The 25,770-nt window shown below is 37.8% G+C and carries 19 protein-coding genes; 12 read left to right on the top strand and 7 right to left on the bottom strand.

The genetic code is table 11. The features are described 5' to 3' along the window. The first annotated feature begins 69 nt into the window (after positions 1 to 69). Genes SHI21_RS17055 through SHI21_RS17065 form a run of 3 tightly spaced genes read left to right on the top strand, consistent with a single transcriptional unit; the run spans position 70 to position 2,881 of the window. Complete coding sequence (locus SHI21_RS17055; RefSeq protein ID WP_323578137.1) at positions 70 to 225, top strand: hypothetical protein; 156 nt, start codon at positions 70 to 72, stop codon at positions 223 to 225. Between the two features lie 49 nt (positions 226 to 274). Continuing rightward, positions 275 to 2,479, top strand: a complete 2,205-nt coding sequence (locus tag SHI21_RS17060; protein WP_323578138.1) for a glutamine synthetase III family protein — start codon at positions 275 to 277, stop codon at positions 2,477 to 2,479. 57 nt (positions 2,480 to 2,536) lie between these two features. Further along, entirely contained in the window at positions 2,537 to 2,881 is a 345-nt protein-coding gene (locus SHI21_RS17065; RefSeq protein WP_323578140.1) for a GFA family protein, read from the top strand. 51 nt (positions 2,882 to 2,932) lie between these two features. On the opposite strand, the gene SHI21_RS17070 is transcribed toward SHI21_RS17065, so the two are convergent. Beyond that, a complete protein-coding gene (locus SHI21_RS17070; RefSeq protein ID WP_323578141.1) occupies positions 2,933 to 5,035 on the bottom strand; it encodes a prolyl oligopeptidase family serine peptidase in 2,103 nt (700 codons plus the stop codon). A gap of 43 nt (positions 5,036 to 5,078) precedes the next feature. Continuing rightward, the gene (locus SHI21_RS17075; protein ID WP_323578142.1) at positions 5,079 to 6,323 is read right to left on the bottom strand and encodes a methyltransferase; all 1,245 of its coding nucleotides are present in this window, start codon (positions 6,321 to 6,323) and stop codon (positions 5,079 to 5,081) included. A 16-nt stretch (positions 6,324 to 6,339) separates the two neighbouring features. Between SHI21_RS17075 and murD the strand changes: the two genes are divergently transcribed. Further along, positions 6,340 to 7,689 (top strand): UDP-N-acetylmuramoyl-L-alanine--D-glutamate ligase, encoded by a 1,350-nt coding sequence (murD, locus tag SHI21_RS17080; RefSeq protein WP_323578143.1) that lies wholly within the window; start codon positions 6,340 to 6,342, stop codon positions 7,687 to 7,689. Between the two features lie 4 nt (positions 7,690 to 7,693). Here the strand turns inward: murD and SHI21_RS17085 are convergent, their stop codons facing one another. Next, on the bottom strand, positions 7,694 to 7,843 hold the full coding sequence (locus tag SHI21_RS17085; protein ID WP_323578144.1) for a hypothetical protein: 150 nt from the start codon (positions 7,841 to 7,843) through the stop codon (positions 7,694 to 7,696). Between the two features lie 78 nt (positions 7,844 to 7,921). Here SHI21_RS17085 and SHI21_RS17090 point away from each other — a divergent pair, with 78 nt between their 5' ends. Then, entirely contained in the window at positions 7,922 to 9,700 is a 1,779-nt protein-coding gene (locus SHI21_RS17090; RefSeq protein ID WP_323578145.1) for a M24 family metallopeptidase, read from the top strand. A gap of 33 nt (positions 9,701 to 9,733) precedes the next feature. Here SHI21_RS17090 and SHI21_RS17095 read toward each other — a convergent pair whose 3' ends face one another. Together SHI21_RS17095 and SHI21_RS17100 are read right to left on the bottom strand one after the other, a co-directional pair. Continuing rightward, the gene (locus SHI21_RS17095) at positions 9,734 to 10,513 is read right to left on the bottom strand and encodes a matrixin family metalloprotease (RefSeq protein ID WP_323578146.1); all 780 of its coding nucleotides are present in this window, start codon (positions 10,511 to 10,513) and stop codon (positions 9,734 to 9,736) included. Next, the gene (locus SHI21_RS17100; protein ID WP_323578147.1) at positions 10,510 to 11,148 is read right to left on the bottom strand and encodes a hypothetical protein; all 639 of its coding nucleotides are present in this window, start codon (positions 11,146 to 11,148) and stop codon (positions 10,510 to 10,512) included. Before SHI21_RS17100 ends, SHI21_RS17095 begins: the two co-directional genes overlap by 4 nt. An 87-nt stretch (positions 11,149 to 11,235) precedes the next feature. On the opposite strand from SHI21_RS17100, the gene SHI21_RS17105 reads away from it, so the two are divergent. Continuing rightward, on the top strand, positions 11,236 to 12,354 hold the full coding sequence (locus SHI21_RS17105; protein WP_323578148.1) for an aminotransferase class V-fold PLP-dependent enzyme: 1,119 nt from the start codon (positions 11,236 to 11,238) through the stop codon (positions 12,352 to 12,354). A 189-nt stretch (positions 12,355 to 12,543) separates the two neighbouring features. Continuing rightward, positions 12,544 to 18,891: a tail fiber domain-containing protein gene (locus SHI21_RS17110; protein ID WP_323578150.1), complete on the top strand. Its 6,348-nt coding sequence runs from the start codon at positions 12,544 to 12,546 to the stop codon at positions 18,889 to 18,891. Positions 18,892 to 18,901: 10 nt separating this feature from the next. On the opposite strand, the gene SHI21_RS17115 is transcribed toward SHI21_RS17110, so the two are convergent. Then, positions 18,902 to 19,033 (bottom strand): hypothetical protein, encoded by a 132-nt coding sequence (locus tag SHI21_RS17115; protein ID WP_323578151.1) that lies wholly within the window; start codon positions 19,031 to 19,033, stop codon positions 18,902 to 18,904. A 141-nt stretch (positions 19,034 to 19,174) separates the two neighbouring features. On the opposite strand from SHI21_RS17115, the gene SHI21_RS17120 reads away from it, so the two are divergent. The 3 genes from SHI21_RS17120 (at position 19,175) to SHI21_RS17130 (ending at position 21,678) form a co-directional block, all read left to right on the top strand. Next, a complete protein-coding gene (locus SHI21_RS17120) occupies positions 19,175 to 19,312 on the top strand; it encodes a hypothetical protein (RefSeq protein ID WP_323578152.1) in 138 nt (45 codons plus the stop codon). Between the two features lie 33 nt (positions 19,313 to 19,345). Then, positions 19,346 to 19,933: a L,D-transpeptidase gene (locus SHI21_RS17125; protein WP_323578154.1), complete on the top strand. Its 588-nt coding sequence runs from the start codon at positions 19,346 to 19,348 to the stop codon at positions 19,931 to 19,933. Positions 19,934 to 20,049: 116 nt separating this feature from the next. Then, positions 20,050 to 21,678: a hypothetical protein gene (locus tag SHI21_RS17130; protein WP_323578155.1), complete on the top strand. Its 1,629-nt coding sequence runs from the start codon at positions 20,050 to 20,052 to the stop codon at positions 21,676 to 21,678. 74 nt (positions 21,679 to 21,752) lie between these two features. Here the strand turns inward: SHI21_RS17130 and SHI21_RS17135 are convergent, their stop codons facing one another. Further along, complete coding sequence (locus SHI21_RS17135) at positions 21,753 to 22,658, bottom strand: hypothetical protein (protein ID WP_323578157.1); 906 nt, start codon at positions 22,656 to 22,658, stop codon at positions 21,753 to 21,755. Positions 22,659 to 22,798: 140 nt separating this feature from the next. On the opposite strand from SHI21_RS17135, the gene SHI21_RS17140 reads away from it, so the two are divergent. After that, positions 22,799 to 24,664 carry a hypothetical protein gene (locus SHI21_RS17140; protein ID WP_323578158.1) on the top strand — a complete coding sequence of 622 codons (1,866 nt, stop codon included), beginning with the start codon at positions 22,799 to 22,801 and terminating at the stop codon, positions 24,662 to 24,664. A 13-nt stretch (positions 24,665 to 24,677) separates the two neighbouring features. After that, entirely contained in the window at positions 24,678 to 25,514 is an 837-nt protein-coding gene (locus SHI21_RS17145; protein ID WP_323578159.1) for a hypothetical protein, read from the top strand. The last annotated feature ends 256 nt before the right edge of the window (positions 25,515 to 25,770 follow it).

A 25,770-nucleotide genomic window follows, 5' to 3' on the forward strand; every position in this document is an offset into this window, starting at 1 on the left:
GCGTCGTTTTGCCTCTTTTGACTTGCTGAGTTTAACATTTTTTGGCATAACAAGTTTTACAAACCAATTTTGTCAGGAATTCAAACTAATGCTACCAGAAGAAATGCAAGCGACGCTCGGAACTTTAATTCTCTTCATCGCGATGATTACTATGATGTGCCTGAGAACTCTCTAATCTCTTTAGAAAAAATTACGACAAATTATCTTTATCAAGCAGCAGTTTAACTTTACAATCTCTTCGTGCCAAAAATTTATGGTAGTTAGGGGAGAATGTATGACAATGACTGATCTCAAAGAATCTGTATCGAGTTTACGTAACCGCGCGACTAGTAGAAATCCAAGAAAATTCACTGTTCCTCTGGACAACATGGGACAAACAAAACGTGTAAGTGAATACTACGGCGAACTTACGTTTGATTTCAAAACGTCAGAAGATATTTCTGATACGACAAAAAGAGAAATCATTAAAGCACTTGATGAAGGTCGCGGGATTAAAAAAGAACACGCTGAAGCCGTGGCCAAAGCTGTTACTGATTGGGCCGTTTCAAACGGGGCCACACATTTTTGCCACTGGTTCCAGCCATTAACTGGTGGAACAGCAGAAAAGCACGATGCCTTTTTCTCTTTCAATAAAGAAGGAAAAGCAATCGAGCGTTTATCAGCTTCTCAACTTATGCAAGGTGAGCCTGATGCTTCTTCATTTCCAAATGGTGGATCACGTTCAACTTTCGAAGCACGCGGATATACAACTTGGGATTTAACTTCCCCAATGTTTTTAATTGAAACAGTTAACGGAAGAACTCTCTACATTCCAACTGCTTTCGTTTCATACTTAGGCGAGTCGCTAGATATTAAAACTCCTCTTTTAAAATCTATTTCGGCACTAGGCCCTGCTGCTACAAAATTTTTAAAACTTGCTGGTCACACTCAGTCTTCATCAGTGCACGTTACGTGTGGTGCTGAACAAGAGTACTTTTTAATTGATAAAGCTTTTTACTATGCAAGACCTGACCTTGTTATGACTGGTAGAACTCTTTTTGGAGCTCTAACAACTCGTAACCAACAGTTAGAAGATCACTACTTCGGTCTGGTTCCTGATCGTGTTCTTGCTTTCATGCAAGAGTTTGACTACGAACTTCACCGCTTAGGAATTCCTTCTAAAACTCGTCACAACGAAGTTGCTCCAGGGCAATTTGAAATGGCGCCAATTTTTACAGAAGCTAACGTTGCTTCAGACAACAATCAAATCGTTATGACTACGATGAGAAGAATTGCTGAAAAACACGACATGATGGTTCTTCTTCATGAGAAACCATTTGCAGGAATCAACGGTTCTGGTAAACACGTAAACTGGTCAATGAGTGATGACACTGGATTAAATCTTTTAGAGCCAGGGTCAGAGCCACAATCAAACCTACGTTTCCTTGCAACGGTTGCTATCATTGTTGAAGCACTTCATAGATATGCAAACCCTCTAAGAATGGCGATCTCTGGAGCAGGTAACGATCACCGCTTAGGAGCTAACGAAGCCCCTCCAAGCATCATCTCTGCTTACCTTGGAGATACAATTGATAAAATTTTCCATGCCATCATGGAAGACAAGTCTTTCGAGCCAACATCAAACAACGTTCTTAATCTTGGAACTAATCAATTAGCGCACCTTTTAAAAGATAACACTGATAGAAACAGAACTTCTCCATTTGCTTTCACTGGAAACAAATTTGAATTCCGTGCTGTTGGATCAAGCCATGCTATTGGTTTACCAATGACAATCTTAAACGCAGCTGTCACAGATATTTTTATTGAGGCCAACTCATTCCTTGAAACTGAACAAGGTAGAGGTCAAACTGTTGATCAATCTTTAATGAGCTTGATTAAAAAATTCATGACGACTTCACAAAAAGCAGTCTTCAATGGTGACGGTTATTCGAAAGAATGGGTAGCTGAAGCAGCTCGTAGAGGACTACCAAATCTTCGTACGACACCAGAAGCTCTAAAGACGATGACAGACAAGAATGCTTATAGCTTCCTTGTTAGAAATGGAATCTTCCACGAATCAGAAATCGAAACTCGCTACAACATTCTTCTAGAGAGATACATCAAGATCAGAGAAATTGAATTTGAAACAATGATCGATATGATTCACCAATTCGTGATTCCGTCAGGACTTGAATACAAAACAATGCTGACAAAAATTATTAAAGGGCAAAAAGAAATGGGAGTTCCTGCTTCAAATTTCGAAATGGACGCTTATAAAAAAGTATCCGCGAAAATTGATGAGGTCTATGTTCTTGCTGCTAATCTTTATAAAGAACTAGGTGAAGACCATTCTAATCACCAAAAGTACGCAGAGAAAATTGCGACTGAACTTATGACGACTGTAACAACTATGGCCGGAATCTGTAATGAACTTGAAGACCTGATTCCTAATCAGTTCTATACACTTCCAAAGTACTACGACATGCTTTTCTTAAGATAATTTTTATTCTTCAAAGGCCGCCTTCGGGTGGCCTTTTTTATTACGGGAGTTTTTACAATGATTCATGCGGGTGGATGCCATTGCGGTAAGGTGAGATTTGAAGTTGATATGGAACTAAACAAGGCGATGGCCTGCGACTGTACTATTTGTACAAAAAGAGGAAGCTTGCTTGCTTTCGTTCCAACAACAAAATTTAATGTTTTGTCTGGGGAAGAGGATTTAAAAGTTTATCTTTTTAATAAAAAAGTTATTGAGCATAAGTTTTGTACGACATGTGGGATTCTGCCATTTGGGTTGGGAGCTGCACCGGATGGGACGAAGATGGCCGCGATTAATGTGAGATGCCTGGATGGTTTCACGATGGATCAGGTGACGGTTTTTAATCATAAGCACGATCACTAGTCATAACTTCTACATAACTTAAATTTGAGTTATGTAGAAGTATCATGTTGTTTATTTCAATTTACGCCAAAGATAAGTGAACTCCAAGGCCCCTTTTAAAATCCCTTGCTCTAAATTGGCCGCACCACCGTGTCCACCTTCAGTATTTTCATAATAAAAAAGTGGGTGACCTTGCTCTCTCATTTTCGCTACCATTTTTCTAGAATGGGCCGGATGAACGCGGTCATCTTTTGTACTAGTATAAAAGAAAACTTCGGGGTATTTCACGTCAGCTTTCACATTTTGATAAGGAGAGTATTTTAAAATCGCTTCACGCATTTTTGGATCTTCAGGATTACCGTATTCATCCATCCAACTCGCACCAGCTAAAAGTTTATGGTAACGAAGCATATCTAGTAGAGGGACTTCACAAACAACAGCATTGAAGAGATCAGGTCTTTGAATGAATGTTCCACCAACAAGCAGACCACCATTTGATCCACCCATGATTCCTAAGTGAGCTGGAGTCGTGACTTTATTTTTAATCAGGTCATTTGCAATAGCGATAAAGTCATCAAAAACGATTTGGTGATTTTCTTTAACTGCGGCCATGTGCCATGCTGGTCCGAATTCACCGCCGCCTCTGATATTGCTCATGATGTACACGCCACCTCTTTCTAACCAGCTTTTACCAATACCACCTAAGTAGTAAGGTTGCATCGAGACTTCAAAGCCTCCGTAACCGTAAAGAAGAGTAGGATTTTTACCATTATATTTCATGTCTTTTTTATGAATGATGAAATAAGGGATCATGACCCCATCAGTGCTTTTTACGAATCTTTGTTCACTGATAATATTCTTGCTATCGAATTTCTCAGGAGCTGTTTTGATTTTTGTAAGCTTAAGTGGAACCGCGTTTGTGTTACCAATGTACATTGATGTTGGCGTAATGAAATCATTGTAAGTCACAGAGAAGTTATCATTATCGATTTCAGTCGACATGACAGAGGCCACACCATTTTTTCCTAAATCAATATTTTGAAGTACCCAGTTGTGTGGTTCTTTGAAAGTCACCTTAACAACTTTGCCCTGGATGTTATCAATGATATTTAAAAGAATATGATTTTTAGTTGTTTCTAGAGATTCTAAGAATACTTTATCAGTTGAGCCAAAGATTAATTCTAAATCCGCCAATGTTGAATCAGTAATTTTATCAAAAGGAAGAGCTACTAAGCTTCCGGCCTTAAAGATTTGTTTTTCAGTTTTTAATTCTTTTTTTAGAATGAATAAAACATATCCTTTGAAGTACCCATAAAAATCTGATTCAGTTGGCATTTGAATCAAAGTTTTTACACCATTTTCAAAAGACCATATTTTTGTCTGAAAGAAAGAAATTCTCTCTGATAAGAAATGGTATTTTCCTGTCTGCGTGTGCTCAACGTAGGCAGAAGCTGACTGCTCATTTTTATCTACTTCAAAGATAACAGGTGCCTCACTTAACTTTTGTCCACGCTTTAAGTATTTTACAGTTCGTGCGTAACCAGCATTTGTAAGAGAGTCAGGGCCATTATCTGTGGCCACATAAATTGAATCCTGGTCAATCCATTTCACGTTTGATTTCGCTTCAGGCAGCTCAAATCCATTACGAACAAAAGCTTTTTCTTTAAGATCAAATTCACGTACGACACTTGCATCTTTTCCACCGCGGGATAAAAAGATAAGGCATCTTTCATATCTTGGAGGAAGGCACTGAGATCCATGCCATACCCAGTTGTCATTTTCTTTTTTAGATAATTCATCCAGGTCCAGAATGACTTCCCATTTAGGATTCGTTTTTCTGTACTGACTTAAAGTTGCTCTTCTCCATAATCCTCTTGCATTTTTTTCATCACGCCAGAAATTATAAAAATAACCTTTCATCGGATTGGCCCATGGGATGCGGTCTTTGGCGTAGGCAAGCTTTCTGATGTCTGCTTCAATGGATTTATAGTGAGGGTCATTCTGTAATACTGATAAGGTCTTCTCGTTTTCAGCTTTGGCGAATTCAAGTGACTTCGGCGACTCAACATCCTCTAGCCATAGATAAGGATCATCAGCAGTTGTATTTGAAACTTTCTGTGAAGAGCATGAAGCAGCAAATAATGTAACCGCGACTAAAATAAAATATTTAAGCACTTTAGAACTCCAAGTAATGAATGTAGGTAATAGGGTAGCCGGATTATTTATGAAGGGCAAGAATGCCGAGGTTTCTTGGTGAGAGAGCTTCATCAAAATACTGGTGTAGTGAAACTTCGTAACCATGCTCTTCGAGATAAAGACAACGATCGACTTGTAAATAAACTTCGAGAGCGCGTCCTAGTTGCCAACGAATGATGTTGCACAGGAACATAACACGAAGTTCTCTTTGAAGAGCGGGGTCATCGTAAAAGTTATCGAAATACTCGTCGCTGAAATTGTGTTCAAGGTTTAAGTGTTTCAATTTATCTGAGATGTAGAAATGAAAAGGCTTCCAGTACATACTCAGATGGCATTCACCCACATCGGTATATGTTTTATTGTTGAAGTGTCTCATTAAGAATAAGTGCAGGGCATATCTGTAATTTTTCACTCGCTCTTTGGTTTGATAAGTGTCGAAAGTCATCTCTGCGTGAGAGCGAGTGGCAAGTGTTAATCCAAAAAGATTAAGCACTGGGAATTTATTTTCTTTATAAAAATTTGAGAGAGGAAAATCTTTTTCAGATTTCATTTTATGATAACAACAACCAAAACTTAAAAGACCCTTCGTTTGATAATCGATAGTCGCTTCAATTAGAGTGTTTGCTAGTGGACCACAAGTATGAAGCCCAAGCCCCAGTGAGTTTTCATGGAACACTTTTTTAAGATCGGCGCTGTCTTCATCCTTACCAAAAGTTAAATTCATAAAGACTACATTTTCTGCACCATCAAGTTTTCTAAACTTTTGCAGGCGCATTTTTCCAATTTCCTGGAACTCAACATTTTGATCAATAGAAACTGAAGGAATCTGATGATAGTGAGAAAGCACTCGAGAAAGATGGCCAACGCCACCACCAATATCAACCACGCGATCAAATTTTAATTCATCACGGACTCTTTTTAAGACGGGAACAATTTTTTGAATCTCATGACGCTTTTTCTTTTTCACACCCTGGAAGGCCCAGTCTTCCAAAGGGAGTTCGGGAGAAAAGGGAATGTTCGGAATATCTGTCAGGTCTTTGATGGCCTGCATGAATGCTTCAAAGCTTGAGTCTTTTAACTTTTCAACTGGTCTTTTGCAGTCCACATCAAAAAGTTCCTGCTCGTTGAGCGAGTCAAGAAGAGTTATCCACTCATTGGGATAATCATTAATTGTTTCGGGGTATTCATTCATGATTTCCTCAATCCAGATAGGCGAGTATTTTGAGATGAATTCCGATAAAGCTAGCGCGTGACTTTTAAAGTTCATTGACTATACTTTTAGCATGTTTAATTTAAAAAATAAAAGAATTGCAGTTTACGGGATGGGAGTTTCTGGACTTTCGGCCCTTCGTTTTATTAAGGCATTAGAAGGAGAGATTATCGCCATTAATGGTGGTGAGCTTTCAACTTGGGCAAAGTCGCCTGGTGTATTAGATTTTGTGTCAGCTGATCAATGTTTTTCTGAAAACGATGCAAGCTTACCAGCTAAATTAAATTCGGTTGATATTGTCATTTTGAGTCCAGGAATTCCTCGCGACCATAAACTTTTAAAACCATTACTTGAAAAAAATATCCCGATCTGGGGAGAGATTGAATTAGCTTACCGCTACCTTGAAGCCAATAATTCACTAGGCCCTTTAATCGGTATCACCGGAACAAATGGAAAGACGACGACGACAACTTTCTTAGGAGAGATGATCGAAGGTGACAACAAATCTGTATTTGTTGGTGGAAACATCGGTGTTCCATTTTGTGATTATGCTTTTGATATTTATTCAAAGAAAAAGAAAGCTGATTTTATTTTACTAGAGCTTTCAAGTTTTCAATTAGAGTCGATCGATCATTTTCATGTGAACATCGCGATCATTTTAAATCTTTATCAAAATCATGGTGAGCGCTATGAGCATATTGAAGATTACGGAAGATCAAAATTCTTCATTACAAATAAATTCACGAAAGATGATGTTCTGATTTACCCGGAAGATTTCGCTATCATTAAAAATTGGGCAGAAACTCAAACGGGAAAAAAGATTGCCATCAATACTACAAAACCAGAAATTTCAATGGATACAAATTCGTTTAAACTTCCAGGGATTCACAATCTGGTAAACCTTGCTTTCATTATTAAAGCAGCAGAAACAATTGGCCTAACGAAAGAAGCGATTCAAAAATCAATCAACACTTTCAAAGGTGTTCACCATAGAATCGAATATGTCGATGGTGTAAAAGGACTTCCAAAATTCAAAGCATTCAACGACGCTAAAAGTACAAACTGGGATGCAACTATCACAGCTGTTAAAGCGATGGAAGATTTCAAACTTCCGATTCATTTAATCATCGGTGGAAAAAAGCGTGGGCATGGAGATTCAATCTTGCCTCACATGGATTTCTTAAAAACTCATGTCGATACATTTTATCTGATTGGTGAAATGGCAGCGGAAATTGAAGGAGAGATCAAAGGACTGGTTCAATATAAGAACACTGGGACTTTGGAGGAAACTTTGAAGATTATGAGAGCGAAATTTGGCAACGCAGAGGGAGTCTTACTCTTTTCACCGGGCTTTCCATCATTTGATCAATTCCAAAACTATGCACAGCGTGGTGAGCATTTCGTAAAACTTTTAACGACGTGAGTATTTAGCGGATAGCTCTTTTCGTTAAATCTACACTCGCAACCGATCTTTCATTGGCATTATTTGTTGCATGAAAGCGAAGATTATCGATGATTCCAACTTTAAAAAGGAACAGTCCGATAATTATGTAAACTGGATTGAGTTTTGATTTCATATGCTCTCTGTCTTGGGTTATAATGATGACGCTTCATCGGCATTTAAATGAAAAAACTTAAGTAAAAAGGTATAGTTTATGGCAAAAACAGGATTCATCTCGAAAGAGCAATTAAAATCAAACATTAACGCTTTGAAATCATTCATGAAATCAAAGAAGCTTGATAGCTTCTATATCTCTAGCGCGGACATTTTTCTTAATGAATATGTACCTCTGGAAGACTGCCACCGTTATTACGTATCAGGTTTCACGGGGTCTACAGCTGAGTTAATTGTTCCAGTTGAAGGCAAAGCGATCCTATTCGTTGATGGCCGTTATTATGAACAAGCTGATCTTGAAATTGATCCATCACTAGTGCATGTTTTTAAAGTTCCTTATGGAACTGGATTAAGACAAGCAATGAGAGAAGTGATCACGGCGAAAAACTTCAAGCACATGGGTGTTGAAGGGGATCGTATTGAACTTTCTTTATATAATGACTTCGGAACAATGTTAAAAATTCTTCCATTCAACAACTCTGAGCTTTCAAAAGTGTTAGAGTTTAAAACGTTAAGTGTTGAAAAGAAACTTCATGAAATTCCATTGTCGCTTGTTGGTGAATCAACAAAAAGCAAACTTGCTCGCATTGTAAAACCAGGTGAAGCTTTTTTCGTAAGCGCACTTGACTCGATCGCGTGGCTTACAAACATGCGCCGTTATGAAATGCCTAATCAATCAACATTCAGAGCAAAAGCGCTACTTATAAATGAGCGCGTTTATTTACTAATGGAAAATGTTGAAGGCGATATTAAGAATGAATCAGTTGAAATTAATGTCGGGAAATTTTCTGAACTGGAAAAATTCTTAAACCTGATAAGTGAATATGAACAAGAATGGTTAAGTAAAGCAGGAGTTAAAGCTCCTAAAATTGAAAAAGTTTTCTATTCATCAAATTCAACAAACGCAGCAGACTTTTTAAAACTGGGCGCTCATTTTGGTGAAGAAAAGTTAGTTAACAAACCAGAAGGTCTTGTTCCATTCCATTCTTTAAAAAACAAAGCAGAGCTAGAAGCAATGCTTGATTCATTTAACAATGGGGACAAGGCGATTTTCGAAACCATTTCATGGGTAAAAGAAAGTGTAAAAAATGGTGTGAAGTTTTCAGAACTTGATTTCTATAACAAGACAAATGAGTTTTACCAAAAGAACGGTGCCCTTGAGCAAAGTTTCAATACAATCTCAGCGATCGGTGCTAACGCATCTATCATGCACTTTAGTAGCCCAAGTGCAGACGTTATGTGTGAACCTGACCAGCTACTTCTTCTTGATTCAGGTGGATACTTTGAATCAGGATACGCAACAGATACGACTAGATCATTCTTAAGTGGCGGAACTGCAAATGCTCGTCAGAAAGAAATGTATACATTGGTATTGAAATCTATCCTTGCTGTTCAAAACGCTGTGTTCCCTGATGGGTCATGGGGATCAGTAGTTGATGGTGTGGCAAGACAACCCATCTTCAAAGCAGGATTCAACTACAATCACGGTACAGGCCATGGTGTTGGGATTAACGTTCACGAAGGTGGATTCCGTTTATCAACAACATCGAACATTCCATTGAGAGAAAATGTCGTAGGGTCTATTGAGCCAGGAATTTACATTCCAGGTTTCGGTGGAGTTCGTTTAGAAAACGTTGCCGTTGTTGAACGTCACCCTGAGCATAAGAGCATGCTTCACTTTAGAACGATGGTGTATATTGGGTTTGATCACGATATGATTAACTTTGATATGTTAAGTGAAGAAGAGGAAAACTGGCTTGAGAATTACGAGCAGGAATGTGCTAAACGTGGAAGAAGTTTCAAATACACTAAAAAATAAGAAATAAAAAATGCAGCTTCGGCTGCATTTTTTTTATGCTTGAATTTGTTTTGATCCTTTTCTTTTTCGATAAATTTCGGCCAGTCCAATAATCGAAAATCCAATGAATAACCCCGGCCAAGATCCGTTTTTACCACCGGACATATCAACCGTTCCACAACCACTTATAGGTTGTTGCTTCGGATACAGATAACTGATCCCATCAATATCATCACGGCCTAAGGCCTTTCTTTGAGACACTGTCGCATAGTACATTAATGAATCCTGCACAGGCGAGTGTCCAAGTCCAAATGCATGGCCGATCTCATGAGCAAGAATCGCAACTTTTGCATCATCAGATTTGGTGTCAAATTGTGTGTCAGCTTTATCGTTAATTAAAACTAAAGACCCAACAATTCTCGTTCCAGCGATATTATTTGGAATTGTAATTCCTAGAATTGATGATGACGGAAAGTTTGTGGCATTCAGGTTACAAGAAATGAGAATATCACTATCAACAGCAAGAACCGGATTCGGGTCACAGTTTGTTGAAGCAGTACAAATAGAATCAGAGTGAAAACGGGCATCGACGTTAATGACACTTCCTTTTCTAAGTTTCAATCGACTGGTTGGAGATTTATTCCAGAAATTATCAACGGCCTTACCGACAAGCTCTAACAACTCAGCATCAGTGATTCCAATGTTAGTACATCCACTGGCCACGTTAACTTTCACTTCATCTTCAGTGAAGACCAGCTTTGCAGTATTGTTTAATGTGAAAGCATTCGCTTTAAAAGATAGAAGTAGAATGAAGAGCGAAAAAAGTGTTCTCATAGAACTTCTCCAAAATGGTAAGAGATAGTTGCACCCACGCTGACAGCGCGATCCTCAGATTTAAGTGCGTTGAAGACATAAGTGTAAAGTTCACCAGACCAGTCTTGATTGAAGTCCAGGCCTAGTCCCAGGTTCACGATAAAGTTGCGAGAGTAAACCGCCTCTTTAGGAAGTGGGAAAGAGTCAGTGCTATTGCCGTTATTTAATTCTTCTTCTCCACCAGGCCCTGAGATTCTTGTGAAGTAGAAACCAACGCCACCAAGAAGGTTTACGTAGCTTGTTTTATACTTCATATTGGCCAGAGCGAAAAACGTCATGCGCTTGATGTTGTCATCAGCGCCGGACTTAGGCATTGTAAGGCCAATTTGCGGTGAAAGAGCGAACTTGTGAGTAAGGTAGTAGTCGAGACTGCCTGAGAGAGTTGGGAGGAAGCTACAACCGTTTTTAGTACCCTCGTCATCTGTCTGGTATGTGCCAATATACTCACACAGATTTCCCAGTGAGATACTAAGATCACTGGTGTTAACTCGTGACTTTATTTTTTTTGCGGCCGCTTCGGCGTTAAAAGAAAAAGTGAATGCAACGAGCAAGGTAAAGATACTGATCTTAATGGTCGGGTAATTTATTTTATTCATAATCGTTTAGTATTCTTTCGTATCTTGGGCCATAATGTCTATGTAAATTTGCTTTCGAGTTCATTAATCCCATTCCAAGGAAATGTTATGTTTGATAGTTTCGAAATCCCAAAAGAACTTATTCCAGCTGACCCGCGTTTTGGCTCAGGACCGTCATTGGTTCCGACTGAATTCCTAGAGAAACTTGCTAAGACTGGCCATGAATTTATGGGAACAAGCCATAGAAAAGCTGGTGTAAAAAATGTTGTAAAAGAAATTCAAGAAGGACTTAAAAAATATTTCAACGTTCCGTCAGACTATTTAGTAGTACTTGGGAATGGTGGAGCAACTCTATTATTTGATATGATCGCTCTTGGATTAGTAGAGAAAAAAGCGACTCACTACACATGTGGAGAGTTTTCTGAGAAATGGTACAAGTCGACAAAACTTGTTCCGTGGCTTGCTGCTGAAAACGTAAGTGTTCCATTCGGAAAAGGAATTAACGGTAAAGCAGTTGCAGGATCAGATTTAATTGCAGTGACATTAAATGAAACATCTACTGGAGTTCAGCTTTCAGAACTTCCAATTGTAGACGCAAATACTCTTCTGGCGGTTGATGCAACTTCAGGAGCAGGTCAGTGTCCATGTGATGTTTCAAAAACAGATGTGTTCTTCTTTGCTCCACAAAAAGTTTTCGCAAGTGATGGGGGATTATGGATTGCCATCATGTCACCAAAAGCTCTTGCTCGCGCAGCTAAAATCGCTGGAGACAAGTCTCGTTATATTCCAGAAATCATGAGCTGGACTCATGCGATTTCTAACTCTGAACAAAACCAAACTTACAATACACCAGCGCTTGCAACACTCTTCATTATGAATGAGCAAGTTAAGAGAATGAACGAGCAAGGTTATGCAGAAATTCAAAAACTTTCTCAAAAGAAAGCTGATCTTCTGTACTCATGGGCAGAATCGAAGCCATACCTTTCTTGTTACATCGAAGAAAAACAATTCAGATCAATTGCAGTAGCGACAATCGACGTTGATGCAAAAGTAAATGTTGATGATGTGATTAAATTCTTAGAAAAGAAAAAAGCAGTTTACGGAATTGATGGGTATAGAAAATTAGGAAGAAACCAATTCAGAATTTCTATGTTCCACAATATCAGTTATTCCGATTTGGATAAGTTAACAAAGCTTCTGTCTATGATGATCGAATCTAAACTTTAGTATTCTATTTTACTTTTAGTACGGTATCCTTCCTTGAGGTGCCGTACTACTTTTCTTAGACAAAAAACCTCATTTACCTCTAATTTCTGGCATTAATTGCCTAAACCATTTCTTACTTAGTGTTTACAAATGTTTAATAATCAAGTGTCGAAAAGCTTACAGGGATTTGTCCCTTAAGATGAGACTGTGATGAAAAGGTGTTTTTTATTTTTATTAACGCTACTTAGCCTTGTCAGCTGTATTGCTGAAAAGGGTGAGATTGCTATTAATATAAAAAGAAAAGCAACAGCTGGATCATCACCTTCAAGTATCACTAGTGCGAGTGTTTCGTCTGTCCAGGTAATCAATAACCAATTGGTCATTAACGGAGCAGGGCTTAGTGATGTTTCAAGTGTTGTCGTAAATGGAAATGCACTTAATGAAAATTTTTCCATTGAAACAAAGACAGCAACAACAATTATCGCCAATTCAATCCGCGCATTTAATTTTGATGTTTCAAAAGTTTTCAATCTAATTTTATCTGATGCTAGTGCCAGTGCGACTTTCTCTATTGATTTCTCACTTTGTAATGCAACTTTAAATGGCAAAGGGTTTAACTGTGCGACTCCAGTATCTGACAAAGATGTTTTATCTTACGATGCTGTTTCAGGAAAATGGAAGCCTCGTCCTGCCTCAGGACTAAATTACCTTGGAACCTTTGATGCTTCATCAAACCCGGCATCAGGGCCTGCTATAGGGACGTCTGGGGCCTATTACGTCATCAGTGATGATGGTCTTATCGGTGCAGTTAGTTTTTCAGCAGGTGACTGGTTAGTTTCAAATGGATCTGCATGGCAAAAAATTGATAACTCTACGGCCGTCCTTTCTGTCTTTGGCCGCAGCGGCGCCATCACTGCTCAAGAGGGTGATTACAATTTAAATCTTTTAACTGATGTAAATATCCCGACAACTCCAGCGACTGGAAAAGTTTTAAAGTTTGATGGAACTCATTGGGTGGCCGGAGATGATTTATCCGGTGGAGGAGCAGGCTCTGTTACGACGTCGGCCATTGCTGATGGGTCCGTGACAGATGCAAAGATTGTAACTGTGGCCGCTTCAAAGATTACTGGGGCAATTTCAAGTGCTCAAATTGCAGATGGCTCAATTGTAAATGCTGATATCAATGCAGCAGCAGCGATTGATTATTCAAAATTAAACATTCCGGCAGCAAGTATTCCATACGCGAAATTAAATATCGCCGATGGTGATATCCCTGCGGCTAAAATTAGTGGACTAACTTCGGCAACTTCAGTGCTTGCGACTACTATAGTAGATGCTGATTCAACACATGCTCCAGATGGAAATGCAGTGTTTGATGCTCTTGGATTAAAGTTAAATCTGACAGGTGGGACACTTTCAATTGGAACAATTAGTGGGGTGCCAACTCCAACGAACAGTGATGATGTGGCCAACAAAGGCTACACTGATACACGTGATGCTCTAAAGCTTACTAAGGCCGGCGATACAATGTCTGGTGTTTTAACATTAGATAGTGATTTAAAAATTAAAGGTGGATCAAATTATGTGACAGTAAAGGGTCATGCAACGAGTACTGCCTATGATTTAGTTTTACCGGCCAATAAAGGAACTAGTGGTTATGTCTTATCAACCGATGGAAATGGAAACACTTCATGGGTAGATGTTACGTCAGCTGTGACAAGCTTAGATACTGATGATGTGGCGGAAGCATCAAGACTTTATTTTACAGAAGCAAGAGTTTTAGGAACAGACCTCGCTGGATTAAATACCGGTGTGGGCGGTGCCATTGCGGCCGCTGATACAGTTCTTGGGGCAATGGGAAAATTGCAGTATCAAGTGACTGATTTAAAATCCAAAGGTCAGTGGGATAAAAACGTAAATGATATTTCTTATGGAGCAGGTAATGTTGAGATCAACACAAAGCTGCGCTTAAAAGATACGGGAAGTAATTTTGTTGAATTGAAAGCTCCGGCGACAGTGACAACAACATACACTCTTACATTGCCAGCTAATGACGGAAACGTTAATCAAGTTTTAAGAACTGATGGAGCTGGTGTACTAACTTGGGTAGACGTGACAGATGCTTCTGTGCAAGCTTTTGCAAAAGCAGCTCTTCCAACATGTGCCGGCGGTGAAGTTTTAAAATCAAATGGAACAAGTTTTTCTTGTGTGGCCGATAACGCTGGCGCAGGAGCATTTAGTGGAACTGCTAGTAAAGCTGTTGTAACAAATGTTGGCGGAACATTAGATGTAAGTGCCACAACTTCAACAGAGCTTGGATATGTGAGTGGTGTGACTAGTTCTATTCAAACTCAATTAAATAATAAAGAAGCAGCGATCACCGCAGGAACTGCACTTCAGTACTTAAATGGACTAAAGAATTTTGTTACTTTAGATACACTTGCTGTTCCTGAAAATACCAGATTATATTTTACTGAATCAAGAGTTCTTTCAACAGACCTGAGTGGATTTGTGGCCAGCAATTCTGCCATCACCGCGGCCGACTCAGTTTTATCTGGATTTGAAAAATCTCAAGGACAAATTACCAATTTAAATAATGTAAAGGCCAACGTCGCTGGGGATACTTTCACAGGTGATGTAACTTTTAATACTCAAGTCAGATTAAAGGATGGAGCAGCAGGAGCGTACGTGACGCTAAAAGCTCCAGCAACAGGTACCGTTTCACATACACTGACTCTTCCTGGAACAGTCGGAACCAACGGACAAGTTTTAAGCATGACGGGAACAGCAGGTGTTCTGGCATGGACAACTCCATCAAGTTCATCTGCGCCGAATGGAGCTGCCGGTGGAGATTTAAGTGGATCTTATCCGAATCCAACAATAACCGGTTTAGATGCAACGAAGCTTGCAACTGGATTGGTAGATAATACTGAATTAAATTATCTCGATGGTGTGACGTCATCAATTCAAACTCAATTGACTGGTAAACAATCATCAGATGCAACTCTTACAGCTCTAGCTGGATTTAATACCAACGGTATCATGGTTCAAACGGCAGCAGATACATTTGTTGGAAGAAGTATTGCTGGAACGGCCAATAGAGTTGCCGTGACAAATGGAGATGGAGTTGCTGGAAATCCGACTGTAAATATTTCAACGACACTACTGCCTTCACCAGTTGTCGGTGATGTCGGGAAATTTTTAAAAGTAACAGCGGCCGATACGTCGGTGTGGACGGCACTTGGTTTATCAGACATTACGACAGCACTGGGATTTACTCCAGTCAGTAAAGCGGGTGATTCACTAACAAGCGGTACATTTACTTTTAGTGGTGCTGCTCTTTTAAGAACACTGGATCCTGTAGGCCCTACCGATGTGGCCAATAAACAATACGTCGATAGCTATGGGCAATGGTCTAAGACCGGAAGTGATCTTTATCGATTGACTGGTAACGTGGGAATTGGAACAGCAACTCCTGGAGTCGCTCTGGATGTTGTAGGTACAACAAGCACAACTAAATTACTGGCAGGTGATGGAGCTTTTAATGCACCTTCAATTACATTTGCAAGTAATCCTAATACAGGTTTATCTACCGACGGAAATTTAAGATTTTCAGTGTCTGGTGGATTAAAGATGATACTAACTGGTTCGGCCCTTGATTTCAATGCAGGTGGTGCAGGACCAAAAATACAACAGACAGGCGGAAATGCGGCCTTGCCTTCTTATGCATTTAACTCTGACGCTGATACCGGAATGTTTAATCCAAATTCTAGTGGTGGAAGTAATGAGCTTGGATTTTCAACGGCAGGTGTAGAGAGAATTCGTATCGACCCTACAGGACTGGTTGGAGTTGGAACAACTACACCAAAATCTAAATTAGACGTTAATGGAGCAGTTCGTGTGGGTGTTGATGCAACAGCATGTTCGGCAACGATTGCAGGAGCGATGAGATTTAACACTCCCAACGTAGAGTTTTGTAACGGAACTGCCTGGGCAGCATTTGGAACGAGTGGAGCAGCTGTTGCATCTTCTCAAATTACAGATGGAACGATTACCGATGCAGATGTAAATGCAGGTGCGAACATTACAGCAACTAAATTAGGAACTGGTGCAGTTGATAATACAGAATTTAATTATCTCGATGGTGTGACGTCATCAATTCAAACTCAGTTGACTGGTAAACAAGCATCTGATGCTACTCTTACAGCACTTGCAGCTTACAACACGAACGGAATTTTAGTTCAAACAGCTGCTGATACTTTTGTTGGTAGAAGTATTGCGGGTACAGCAAATAGAGTTGCTGTGACAAATGGTGATGGAATTTCTGGTAACCCAACAATTAACGTTTCAACAACGCTTCTTCCATCTCCTGTTGTAGGAGATGTTGGTAAATATTTAAAAGCGACAGCGGCCGATACATCAGTATGGACGGCCCTTTCATCTTCAGACATCACAACTGCTTTAGGATTTACTCCTATAAATAAAGCAGGTGACTCACTAACAACAGGAACGATTACTTTAAGTGGTTCGGCCGTTTTAAGATCTCCTGATCCAGTTGGATTAACGGATGTGGCAAACAAGCAGTACGTTGATAGTTATGGGCAATGGACAAAAAGTGGAAGTGATATTTATCGCTCTGGTGGGAAAGTCGCTATCGGTACAACAACACCAGTTGGAACACTTAGTGTTGAGGCGACACTACCTTCCATTCAGATGAAAAAGTCCGGGGCCGCTGCAATTGATACAATCAACTTTGTTAACGATATGGATGCAACTGGAATTTTTTGGATATCAAAAGGTGCAGCAGTCACTGTTCCTACAAGTCCTAATAAACTTATCTCTATTACTAATGAAGGTAACGTTGAAATTTATGGGCAGCAAACCAATGCCACAACAGATGCTTCCGGTGTTTTAGCTCTTAAGACTCAGGCATCTGGAGATGGTGGAACTAAAAATGAAGTATCTATGGAGTTCTATGCTGACCGCACGAACTTAAATACAATGTCTGGTTATCTTGGATTTGAAGGTGGAACCGCATTCGATATGTCTTTAGTAAATACAAAAACCGGCAATTTAATTTTTGGTACTGACAATGCAGAAAAAATGAGAATTTCATCTACTGGATTCGTTGGTATTGGATCAAATAATCCAACATCTAATTTGTATCTTATTAGAACAGCGGCCACAACTCCTCTTGCTACGTTTAATGATAATACAGCTGCAAATAATTTTAGTGATGTTGAAGTTGAAGCTTTTCGACCAGGTGTCATTCTACGAGATAAATCAACTTCTGCTGATGATTTCAGAATTGGTGCAGACGAAGGTAAACTTACTTTCTCAGCAGACTTAAATGATGATGCTTCCAAGGGGGCTGATTCAAATTACAATGATTCGACCATGATGACGATTATGTCATCTGGAAATGTGGGAATTGGTACAAATGTACCTGCAGCGACTTTACATGTTCAGGGTACATACCAATACAATGAAGGTGGCTCTAGTTATTCTGGTTGGGGAGCTTCGGGGCCAAGTAATGCTCTGTCAGTTAATGACTTAGACTACAATAGGGCCGCTGGAAATTCGATCTACAGGATTAATAATCATACAGGTATTTCAATGTCTGCCCACACATCTTATGGTGGGATTCGTTTTTACAATCAAGGGTACGATGCAGGACAGACTAACCCTTATCTAACAACCTTGCTGAGTCCGCCGTCACTGGTTATGGCGCTGACAAATGGAAGAGCAGGAGTAGGGACAACTGCACCTTTAGCAAAATTACAAGTTAATGGGACTACAACTGCTGTTGGGTTTGAGGGAGTTGGAATGGCCATACAGGATACACAAACTGTTGATGGTGGATGGGCCCGTGGATTGGGAATAGGGATGAATAATAAAAACTTTGCAAGGATAGGAGTTTTAGGTGGCCGAACTTCTGGCGTAGATTCATTAGGCTATCTTTATTTCAGCGTTGATGAAAATACCGTTTCCCCATGGACAGCAAATGCGATGGTTATTAAAGCTAATGGGTTCGTCGGTATTGGGACTACTTCTCCTGATGATAGATTTGTCGTTAATAATGGATCAACTATCGGGCGCTATACAGCTGCAGGCTGGACTCATTCATCAGATGTCAGGCTTAAGCATGATATAAAAACATTAGATAATTCACTTGAAAAAATTCTTAAACTTCGTGGTGTGAATTATGTATTAAATGCTGATCCTGAAAAATCAAAGCAAATCGGATTTATCGCACAGGAAGTTGAACCACTATTTCCTGAAGTCGTTAAAACTGATAAAGATGGATATAAGTCCATGGTTTATTCAAACTTAATTGCTCCTTTAGTAGAAGCATTTAAAGATCTTTATAAAAAGATAACAGAGTCCTTTATTAAAACTGAAAACAACACCAGAGCAATCGCTTCAATAGATCTAAAAGTTAAAAAATTAGAAGAAGAAAATGCAGTGAAGGCAAAAGAAATGGCAGCGTTAAAAAAAGAAAATGCGGCCCTTAAAAATGACTTGCAAGAAATTAAAAAACATCTAAAAATGAAGTAGAGTGATCATATCACTTCGCTTTTTTATCTATAATTTTTTTATCTAATATTGCATGTAAATGCTCTTTCATTTCCAGCTCATTATCTCGATTTTTTATTCTCACTTTCTGAATAATCTTACGATCTTTTTTTCCTTTTTTCATTTGACCTCCACTTAGGTAATTGCATCTCATATGCCAGCATATTTGGGACAATTTGACTCAAAAAGACCGCTTTTTCATTGGTATTTACCTTGCAGTCTAAAATGCAGGCGGGAACTTTTCACTTCTGCCAGGGAGTTACTTATGAAAATGCTACTACTATTCTTGAGTCTTGCAATGTTGTATTCCGCTGCTCAAGCACCATTCAGAATTAAAACAGCAACTATTTATCAAGGAAATGTCATTGATGTTCTAGATCCGAGCAGACCTAGAATCGCTTAAATATAGTTGATCTTTAACATTCAAGAGGAGTATATGAAAAACCTATTCATCTTAGTTCTCGCAACCTTTCAACTGAACGCATTCGCGGCTTTCCAGGAAAACCTTCTGGATGATTTGGACCCGAGGTCCCCGGATATTGAAGAAAGGTTACAAGAGTTTGATGAAGCGTATTTCAAGATGACTGGAAAATCTCCTTTTGTTGAATCAACCGAAAAAGGCGATTGTTATAGAAATGCTTGCCCGATATGGGCGAGAGTCAATCTTGCCGAACAATTCATGTATATTTATATTGATGGAGAGTTGAAATATCTCTGGCTCACATCAACCGGAAAACCTGGCTACAGAACCCCTTATCTTGACGAAAATCCCAACGGAAGAATTTATGATCGCTACACATCAACTGCTTATCCAGGAGGCGACTACAACGGACTAGGTAATATGCCTTATGCCGTCTTCATTAGAGGTGGTTACGCCATCCATGGAACCGGTCAATCAAACTGGCCTAATCTCGGTAAAACAGCTTCACATGGCTGTATTAGACTTCATCCAGATAATGCTTTTATATTTAATAGATTTGTAAGAGCTGTTGGTGTCGCCCAAGCTTGGGTGAGTGTCGAATAATATACTAGGGCCGTCTAAACTTTGGACGGCCATCCAATCTAATTAGCTAAAATCAAAAGATACTTTCTTGGTCTCATACTTGCTCTCTTAGTCTCTAATATATGAGGCACAAGTTTATGAGAAGAATAAATTCTTTATTTTTGATGATGGCGATTTTCGCATTATCTACTCAACAGGTTTTTGCCTGGGGTAGTACAGGGCATGCGTCTATTCCAAAACCAACTCAAGCTCAAATTGATGCTCAAATCAAACAAACAATCACGGATTCAGAAGGTAATACATTTAAAGTCGCGCTAATTGAGTACAAGAATCAGAATGATGAAATGGAAGTACGTATAGAAGCATCTGCGATACCACGCTTTGCTTCGAAAATAAATCCACTACTTGGTTTTGGTCGTGACTTAGATGGGAACGGAAAAATTGATATTTGGTTTTTAGTCACTCAAAACGGACTGGACCTGGTTGAGAAAGAAGGAAAAGATTCGAAAGGTAGAGATGTCCTTGGCGACATCTTAGTTGAAAAATACCGTTCAACTTTTTTCATGTACGTAAACGCTGCTACGACAAGTATCTTTAGTTATCTACTAATGTCATTCGACGCGAGTATTACTTCTTACGAAGACTACTACCGCGATTGGATGGACTTAGAACAAGTACGTCTTACATTTGAAAAAGATCAAAAGAATTTAGGTTCAACATACACACGTGATCAAATCGCTTTTCAATACGAACTAAGAGAGATTGGATTAAAAGAAATGAACGATCGCATGGCCCGCTTTGAAAAAGCAACATTTTGGGGATACGCCCTTGCTGATCTTGGTTTATGGGTTACTGGCGGAATCATCTTTAAGTGGGGAGCAAAAATCCTCGCAAAGATCGGAGCTGTAACTTCGGAAACTGCTTTTGCTACTGCAGTAAAAGACTCATTCTTTGGTTTTTTTGAAAAACAAAAGGCAGCAGTGGAGAGTCGTTTAGTTGCTTTAAAGGGCAAAATACCAAAACCTAGAACACGCAAAGAAATTGCTGCGGAAATGTCTGCTGTTACACTTACAAAAGAAACATATAAACAAGCTATAACAAGCACGATTAAAGCTCAGCAGTCGAAAAGTAGACTTCATGCTGCTTTAAAGAAAGTTTTAAAAATACCAAAAGATGTATTCCTTGGTGCAAAATCTGAATGGCAATACATTGCCTTGAACTCAGGTGTGCAAATATTATCAGAAGGTGTTGCTAGATATGACGACATCTATGATGCAAACCCTGCTGTTATGGCAGAAAATCTGTTAACGAATCCTGAAGTTATCGAGAACGTTGGCTTCATGTCAGCTGATACGATTTTAATGACAGGTGTATCGAAAAGTTTAAAGACAACAAAAGCAAGATTCATGGCCAGTGGAGCGATTGCTTTAACAAATTCTTCTATTATGAACTTTGCAATTAAAGACAGCGCGGACTTAACTCGTGTTGCTTTTGATACAGGCTGGGAAACAATTATTGGTAACGGTCAGGTTCAGCTTGATTTAAAAGCGCTGGAGTATTTTGAAAAGATGGCGCAGAAAAAAGGAAATCCTAAGATTAAGTTAGTTGGATACGTGATTGCTCTTGTTGATATGGGAGTAGGGTATGTGACTTATTCGAAAGCGACGACGAAGCTTGATGAGTATGAAGCGAAGAAGCAAGCTGAGAAAGATAAAGAAAAGAATGAACCTAAAATTATGTTAGTTCCGGTATTGGCGGAACAATAGATTTCTTAATGGAGAGGGCCCTAACCCTCTCCATTTTTATTTTAACCCGGTTTTTTTACTAAGTGATACTTTATTTAAAACTTCCAATTTCCTTCAATCATTGCCGGCATAAAGTAAAACGCTCCGATGAATGAATTTTTATCTTTGAAATACGTTCCAAAACATAATTTTTTAGAAAGATTTTCGTCGATGATAATTAAGGGCTCATCATATGAAAAATCATAAGCTGGTTTAAAACTATTAAAAGAATTAACAGTAAATTCTTTTGTCGTTAAAATATATTCTTTGATTTTAGCATCATCTAATTCTAAATTCTTAATTATCAGACCTTCGTTTTTTCTCTCAGTTTTTTTCTTTCTGTAATCTCTTACTAAGGCACAAAATAATGCTTTTATTCCCTGGTTGGATTTGAGCATTTCGGGGGTCGTCTTCTTTAAATACTTTGCTACAAGATAATCTTCATCTTTAACTAAAGGCTTAATTTCAAAGTATTCTTGAAATTTTGTAGCAGTAATTTCGTATTCTTTATTAGAACCATCTTTTAAAACATAAAATTGATTTCTTTGATTTTCAGGGATGAGAAAATCAACAATTTTGAATTTTGCGCCAGCTTCAATAGTGTTAAATTTAGTCGCTATCTTAAAATTAGCTGGTAAATCATTTGAAATGGAAAATAATTTTCTGCTAAATATATCAAATTCTTTAATGAATAAGCGATTGCTTTCTTTTCTTGTAAGATTGTTCATTTCGTTATCTAAAAACGTTCCTCCTGAAGAGAAATTCTCTACGATTAAAAGCCTTTGCTGTGCGACTACTTCTTTTCCAACTTTATTTCTGTCATCAGCAAATTTGTTTGCAGCTTCTTTTTCTTTTGTTTTTTGACTGATACGATGTTGAATTTCAGACCGCATTAGTGATAATTCACGCGAAGTCTTTTCAAAGTTTTCTTGTGATCTTTGTATTCTTTGATCGAGTGTCATAGAGTTTGCGGTTGCCTCTGATATGAAGAGAGTTAACATACAAACTAAAGACATTCTCAAGAATTTGATATTTTTACACATTTTTTCCAACTTTTTAACTTATTCCTATCGTAATTTTTTAAAATCAATATACTACTATCATGAAATCAAAAAAAATTATTGCAATCTTTTTCTTAGGATTTGTTACAAATTTATTTGCCAATGACTGTGCAAAACTATTATTGGAATCGAATTCAAAAAATCTTAACAAAGTTATTAGTTGTGGTTTTTCATGCAATAAAGATGAAGAATGCGAAGAGGCCAATGTCTGTAATGATGCATATGCCGTTAATAAAAATTATACTCCTGTCTTAAAAAAATACTTAGAGCAGTTTTATGAGATGGGATGTGTTAGTCGAGGTCAGTGGTATAGTGCAGAGAGGGTTTGTTTTGAAGCTAAATGTATTGCTAATAAATGCATAAGAAAAAGTACATCGTGCAGTGTGAAAGTAGCAAATGAACCTGTACCTAATTTCGGGGGACAGGTCATCAATTTACCTATTGATAACAAGCCTAAGAACTACATTTATCCACACTTTAAGAAAGATCAAAAATGTGTAATAGAGTTAAGTGATCTTGATAAAATGATCCCAATCGTGAAAGTAGAGCCAACAGATTCATCCTATAAGACTCTTATCGCATTGGCCTATGCTGAAGAGCAAATAGCTAAAAAAAATAATGACGATAAAGTTTACTGTGCGACTGTTCATCTTATAAAAACACCAGTTACTTTAACAAATGGTAATTTAACATTTAAGGAGTTATATCCCGATGTCTATAATAAAACATTATCCTATTTGATTAAGTTTTTTTCTTATAGTCCAGTCATAAACAAAGAAATATTTTCTAATGCTGTTGATGGAGAGTGGTATGGATTCTTGATGAGGTTTAATGGAGAAATCAAGTTTCTCAATGTGCTTCCAGAGCATATTCTGAAACCTATCTATACTTCTAAATCTTCTATTAAATGGAATGAAGAAGAGGCCCTGTTTTACATTAATAATATCTTTTTAAAAGGAATCCAGGTCCGGCCGCCTCTTAATTTGGGAACATGGCTTGAAAAGAGTCCAGATTTTTACAAGAAAAATGTTATACCAATAATCAGCAGTACAGATATAAAAGTAAATGATTCATTTGATTCATATTCATTTGCACCTTCGTTCTTAACTAAAAATTTAATAAGCCAAAATCAAGAAGAGTTAATAAAAGTATTGAATTCAGAAGGCGATACTAAAATTAAATGCTACACAGGTATTCAGGTTATAAAATATTATTCAGTTTCTACAAAACAAAAAAGTTATTTGAGCCTTGAGAACAGTAAGTCTCCATGTATAAAAAAGATTGCTGAAAACATTAGTTCTTTGACTCGTGTTGAGAATAATGGTTGTTCATCTTTTTCATTTGGTACATTTAATTTATCAACTGAACATTTTGCACAGTTAAAGTTCATTACTGATTCATGCTATCTTCAATGCAACGTGAAGGAAGATTGCAACTATATTCAAAAAGATTGTTTTTCCAATGTTCCAGTCAATAAGAATTCAATGCAATCTCAGCTGAAATTACTAGAAGGTACTATTAGTAAATGTGATAAAAAATTTCCTTCATCTATACAGATGGATTGCGTTTCGAATTATTGTCGAGAAGTCGTTACGAAATGCGAATATAATGACTTTAAAAACGAAATAAGTTCATTTGTTAAGCTTAATTCAATGGATACTTGTAACTCCAATGAAGATTGTATCGTCTTCTCGTACACAACGAATAATATTAAGCCAATTTATTTAAGTTTTAATAAGAATATTCCTGAAGGGCAAAATCAAATTTGGAAATTTGCCAATAAAATAGGATTTAAATGTGATGATCAAGGGACGCCACCATGGCAAACTTCGGCACGAAGTGTTTTGTATGTGCCACCACCAAAATCTGCCTGTACACAAAATAAATGTATGTTAATTAATCTTTGATGTGGAAAGTTTTATGAAAAATGAATTATTAGGTTTTGCCTTGTTGCTTAGTGTCAATACATATGCCGCAGACTTTAGTGAAGAACTTAAAAAACTTACTAGCGATTTGAATTTTATAAAAGCATCAGGAAATCTTAAAGATTCACTTAGTAATTTTGTAAAAAATAAAAATACTAATTTGGATAAAGATCTATATCAAAAAATTCATAATAATAATTTATGCACATTATCTTTTGTAACTTTAGACGAATTACCCAAATACACCATTGTTGTGAGTTTAATTCAGGAAAACCTCATGGATTTAAAAGACTTTGAACAAAGATGGGAGATGATTGAAGAACTGAAAAGTGCAGATAAAGAACTAGATACTTCAATAGTGACAAATAGAGAAAAATTACGGACCTACTGTACATTTAAAGTTGAAGCGAAGAGCTTAGAAAATATGTCTTCTAAAGAAAAAGAAAATAGTCAGATTGTTAATGAAGACTATGCTGCACTAATGAAAGCAAAGTCTAGTGGCCACCCTGATCTCGTTAAAATAATTGGTGAAACTGAAAGTATTTTAGAGAGAAAAATTCAAACAGAGACTAATGCCGTAGGTGAGCTTTACAAGAAGTTAGTATTTACAGCATTTTCTCAGATGTTTTCGATGCAAGATATAATGGTGAGAGCTAAACTCGATACTGTTTTAGTTGGAGATTGTTTAAAATTAGCTGAAACTATTTATGAAAAACAATGTGCATCTAAAGCAACCTATGTGGATTTTCCAGGTATCGGTTTAAAAAGAAGAGCTTGCTTTAGTGAAAACGTACAGTTATTTCAACCTAAATGTAAGTATGAAAAATTCTAAAGATTAATAAGGAAATGTAATAAATCACCAATACACTTTTTTATATTTGATGAAGCAATAAAGGTATCTTGGAAGCATTTTTACGGAAAATTATGGATATTGGGAATACAGGAATTTCAATCGCATTATGAAAACTATCTAAAATCTCATCAAGATAAAATGCGATAAGAAAATTGTGAAAGAAAAGAAATTTTCACAATGTATTCAAAATTTTTGTAATTAATATTTAAAATAAGTTCTAAGAAAGAAAGTGGGC

This window comes from Bacteriovorax sp. PP10 (assembly GCF_035013165.1).
In the GTDB taxonomy this organism is placed as follows: Bacteria; Bdellovibrionota; Bacteriovoracia; order Bacteriovoracales; family Bacteriovoracaceae; genus Bacteriovorax; species Bacteriovorax antarcticus.

Excerpts from the sequence above, each read along its gene's own strand:
- SHI21_RS17115 (WP_323578151.1), bottom strand. The coding sequence starts at position 19,033 with ATGAAAAAAGGAAAAAAAGATCGTAAGATTATTCAGAAAGTGAGAATA.
- SHI21_RS17085 (WP_323578144.1), bottom strand. The coding sequence starts at position 7,843 with ATGAAATCAAAACTCAATCCAGTTTACATAATTATCGGACTGTTCCTT.
- SHI21_RS17135 (WP_323578157.1), bottom strand. The coding sequence starts at position 22,658 with ATGACACTCGATCAAAGAATACAAAGATCACAAGAAAACTTTGAAAAG.
- SHI21_RS17075 (WP_323578142.1), bottom strand. The coding sequence starts at position 6,323 with ATGAACTTTAAAAGTCACGCGCTAGCTTTATCGGAATTCATCTCAAAA.
- SHI21_RS17145 (WP_323578159.1), top strand. The coding sequence starts at position 24,678 with ATGAAAAATGAATTATTAGGTTTTGCCTTGTTGCTTAGTGTCAATACA.
- murD (WP_323578143.1), top strand. The coding sequence starts at position 6,340 with ATGTTTAATTTAAAAAATAAAAGAATTGCAGTTTACGGGATGGGAGTT.
- SHI21_RS17120 (WP_323578152.1), top strand. The coding sequence starts at position 19,175 with ATGAAAATGCTACTACTATTCTTGAGTCTTGCAATGTTGTATTCCGCT.
- SHI21_RS17110 (WP_323578150.1), top strand. The coding sequence starts at position 12,544 with ATGAAAAGGTGTTTTTTATTTTTATTAACGCTACTTAGCCTTGTCAGC.
- SHI21_RS17090 (WP_323578145.1), top strand. The coding sequence starts at position 7,922 with ATGGCAAAAACAGGATTCATCTCGAAAGAGCAATTAAAATCAAACATT.
- SHI21_RS17065 (WP_323578140.1), top strand. The coding sequence starts at position 2,537 with ATGATTCATGCGGGTGGATGCCATTGCGGTAAGGTGAGATTTGAAGTT.
- SHI21_RS17105 (WP_323578148.1), top strand. The coding sequence starts at position 11,236 with ATGTTTGATAGTTTCGAAATCCCAAAAGAACTTATTCCAGCTGACCCG.
- SHI21_RS17130 (WP_323578155.1), top strand. The coding sequence starts at position 20,050 with ATGAGAAGAATAAATTCTTTATTTTTGATGATGGCGATTTTCGCATTA.
- SHI21_RS17095 (WP_323578146.1), bottom strand. The coding sequence starts at position 10,513 with ATGAGAACACTTTTTTCGCTCTTCATTCTACTTCTATCTTTTAAAGCG.
- SHI21_RS17100 (WP_323578147.1), bottom strand. The coding sequence starts at position 11,148 with ATGAATAAAATAAATTACCCGACCATTAAGATCAGTATCTTTACCTTG.
- SHI21_RS17060 (WP_323578138.1), top strand. The coding sequence starts at position 275 with ATGACAATGACTGATCTCAAAGAATCTGTATCGAGTTTACGTAACCGC.
- SHI21_RS17125 (WP_323578154.1), top strand. The coding sequence starts at position 19,346 with ATGAAAAACCTATTCATCTTAGTTCTCGCAACCTTTCAACTGAACGCA.
- SHI21_RS17140 (WP_323578158.1), top strand. The coding sequence starts at position 22,799 with ATGAAATCAAAAAAAATTATTGCAATCTTTTTCTTAGGATTTGTTACA.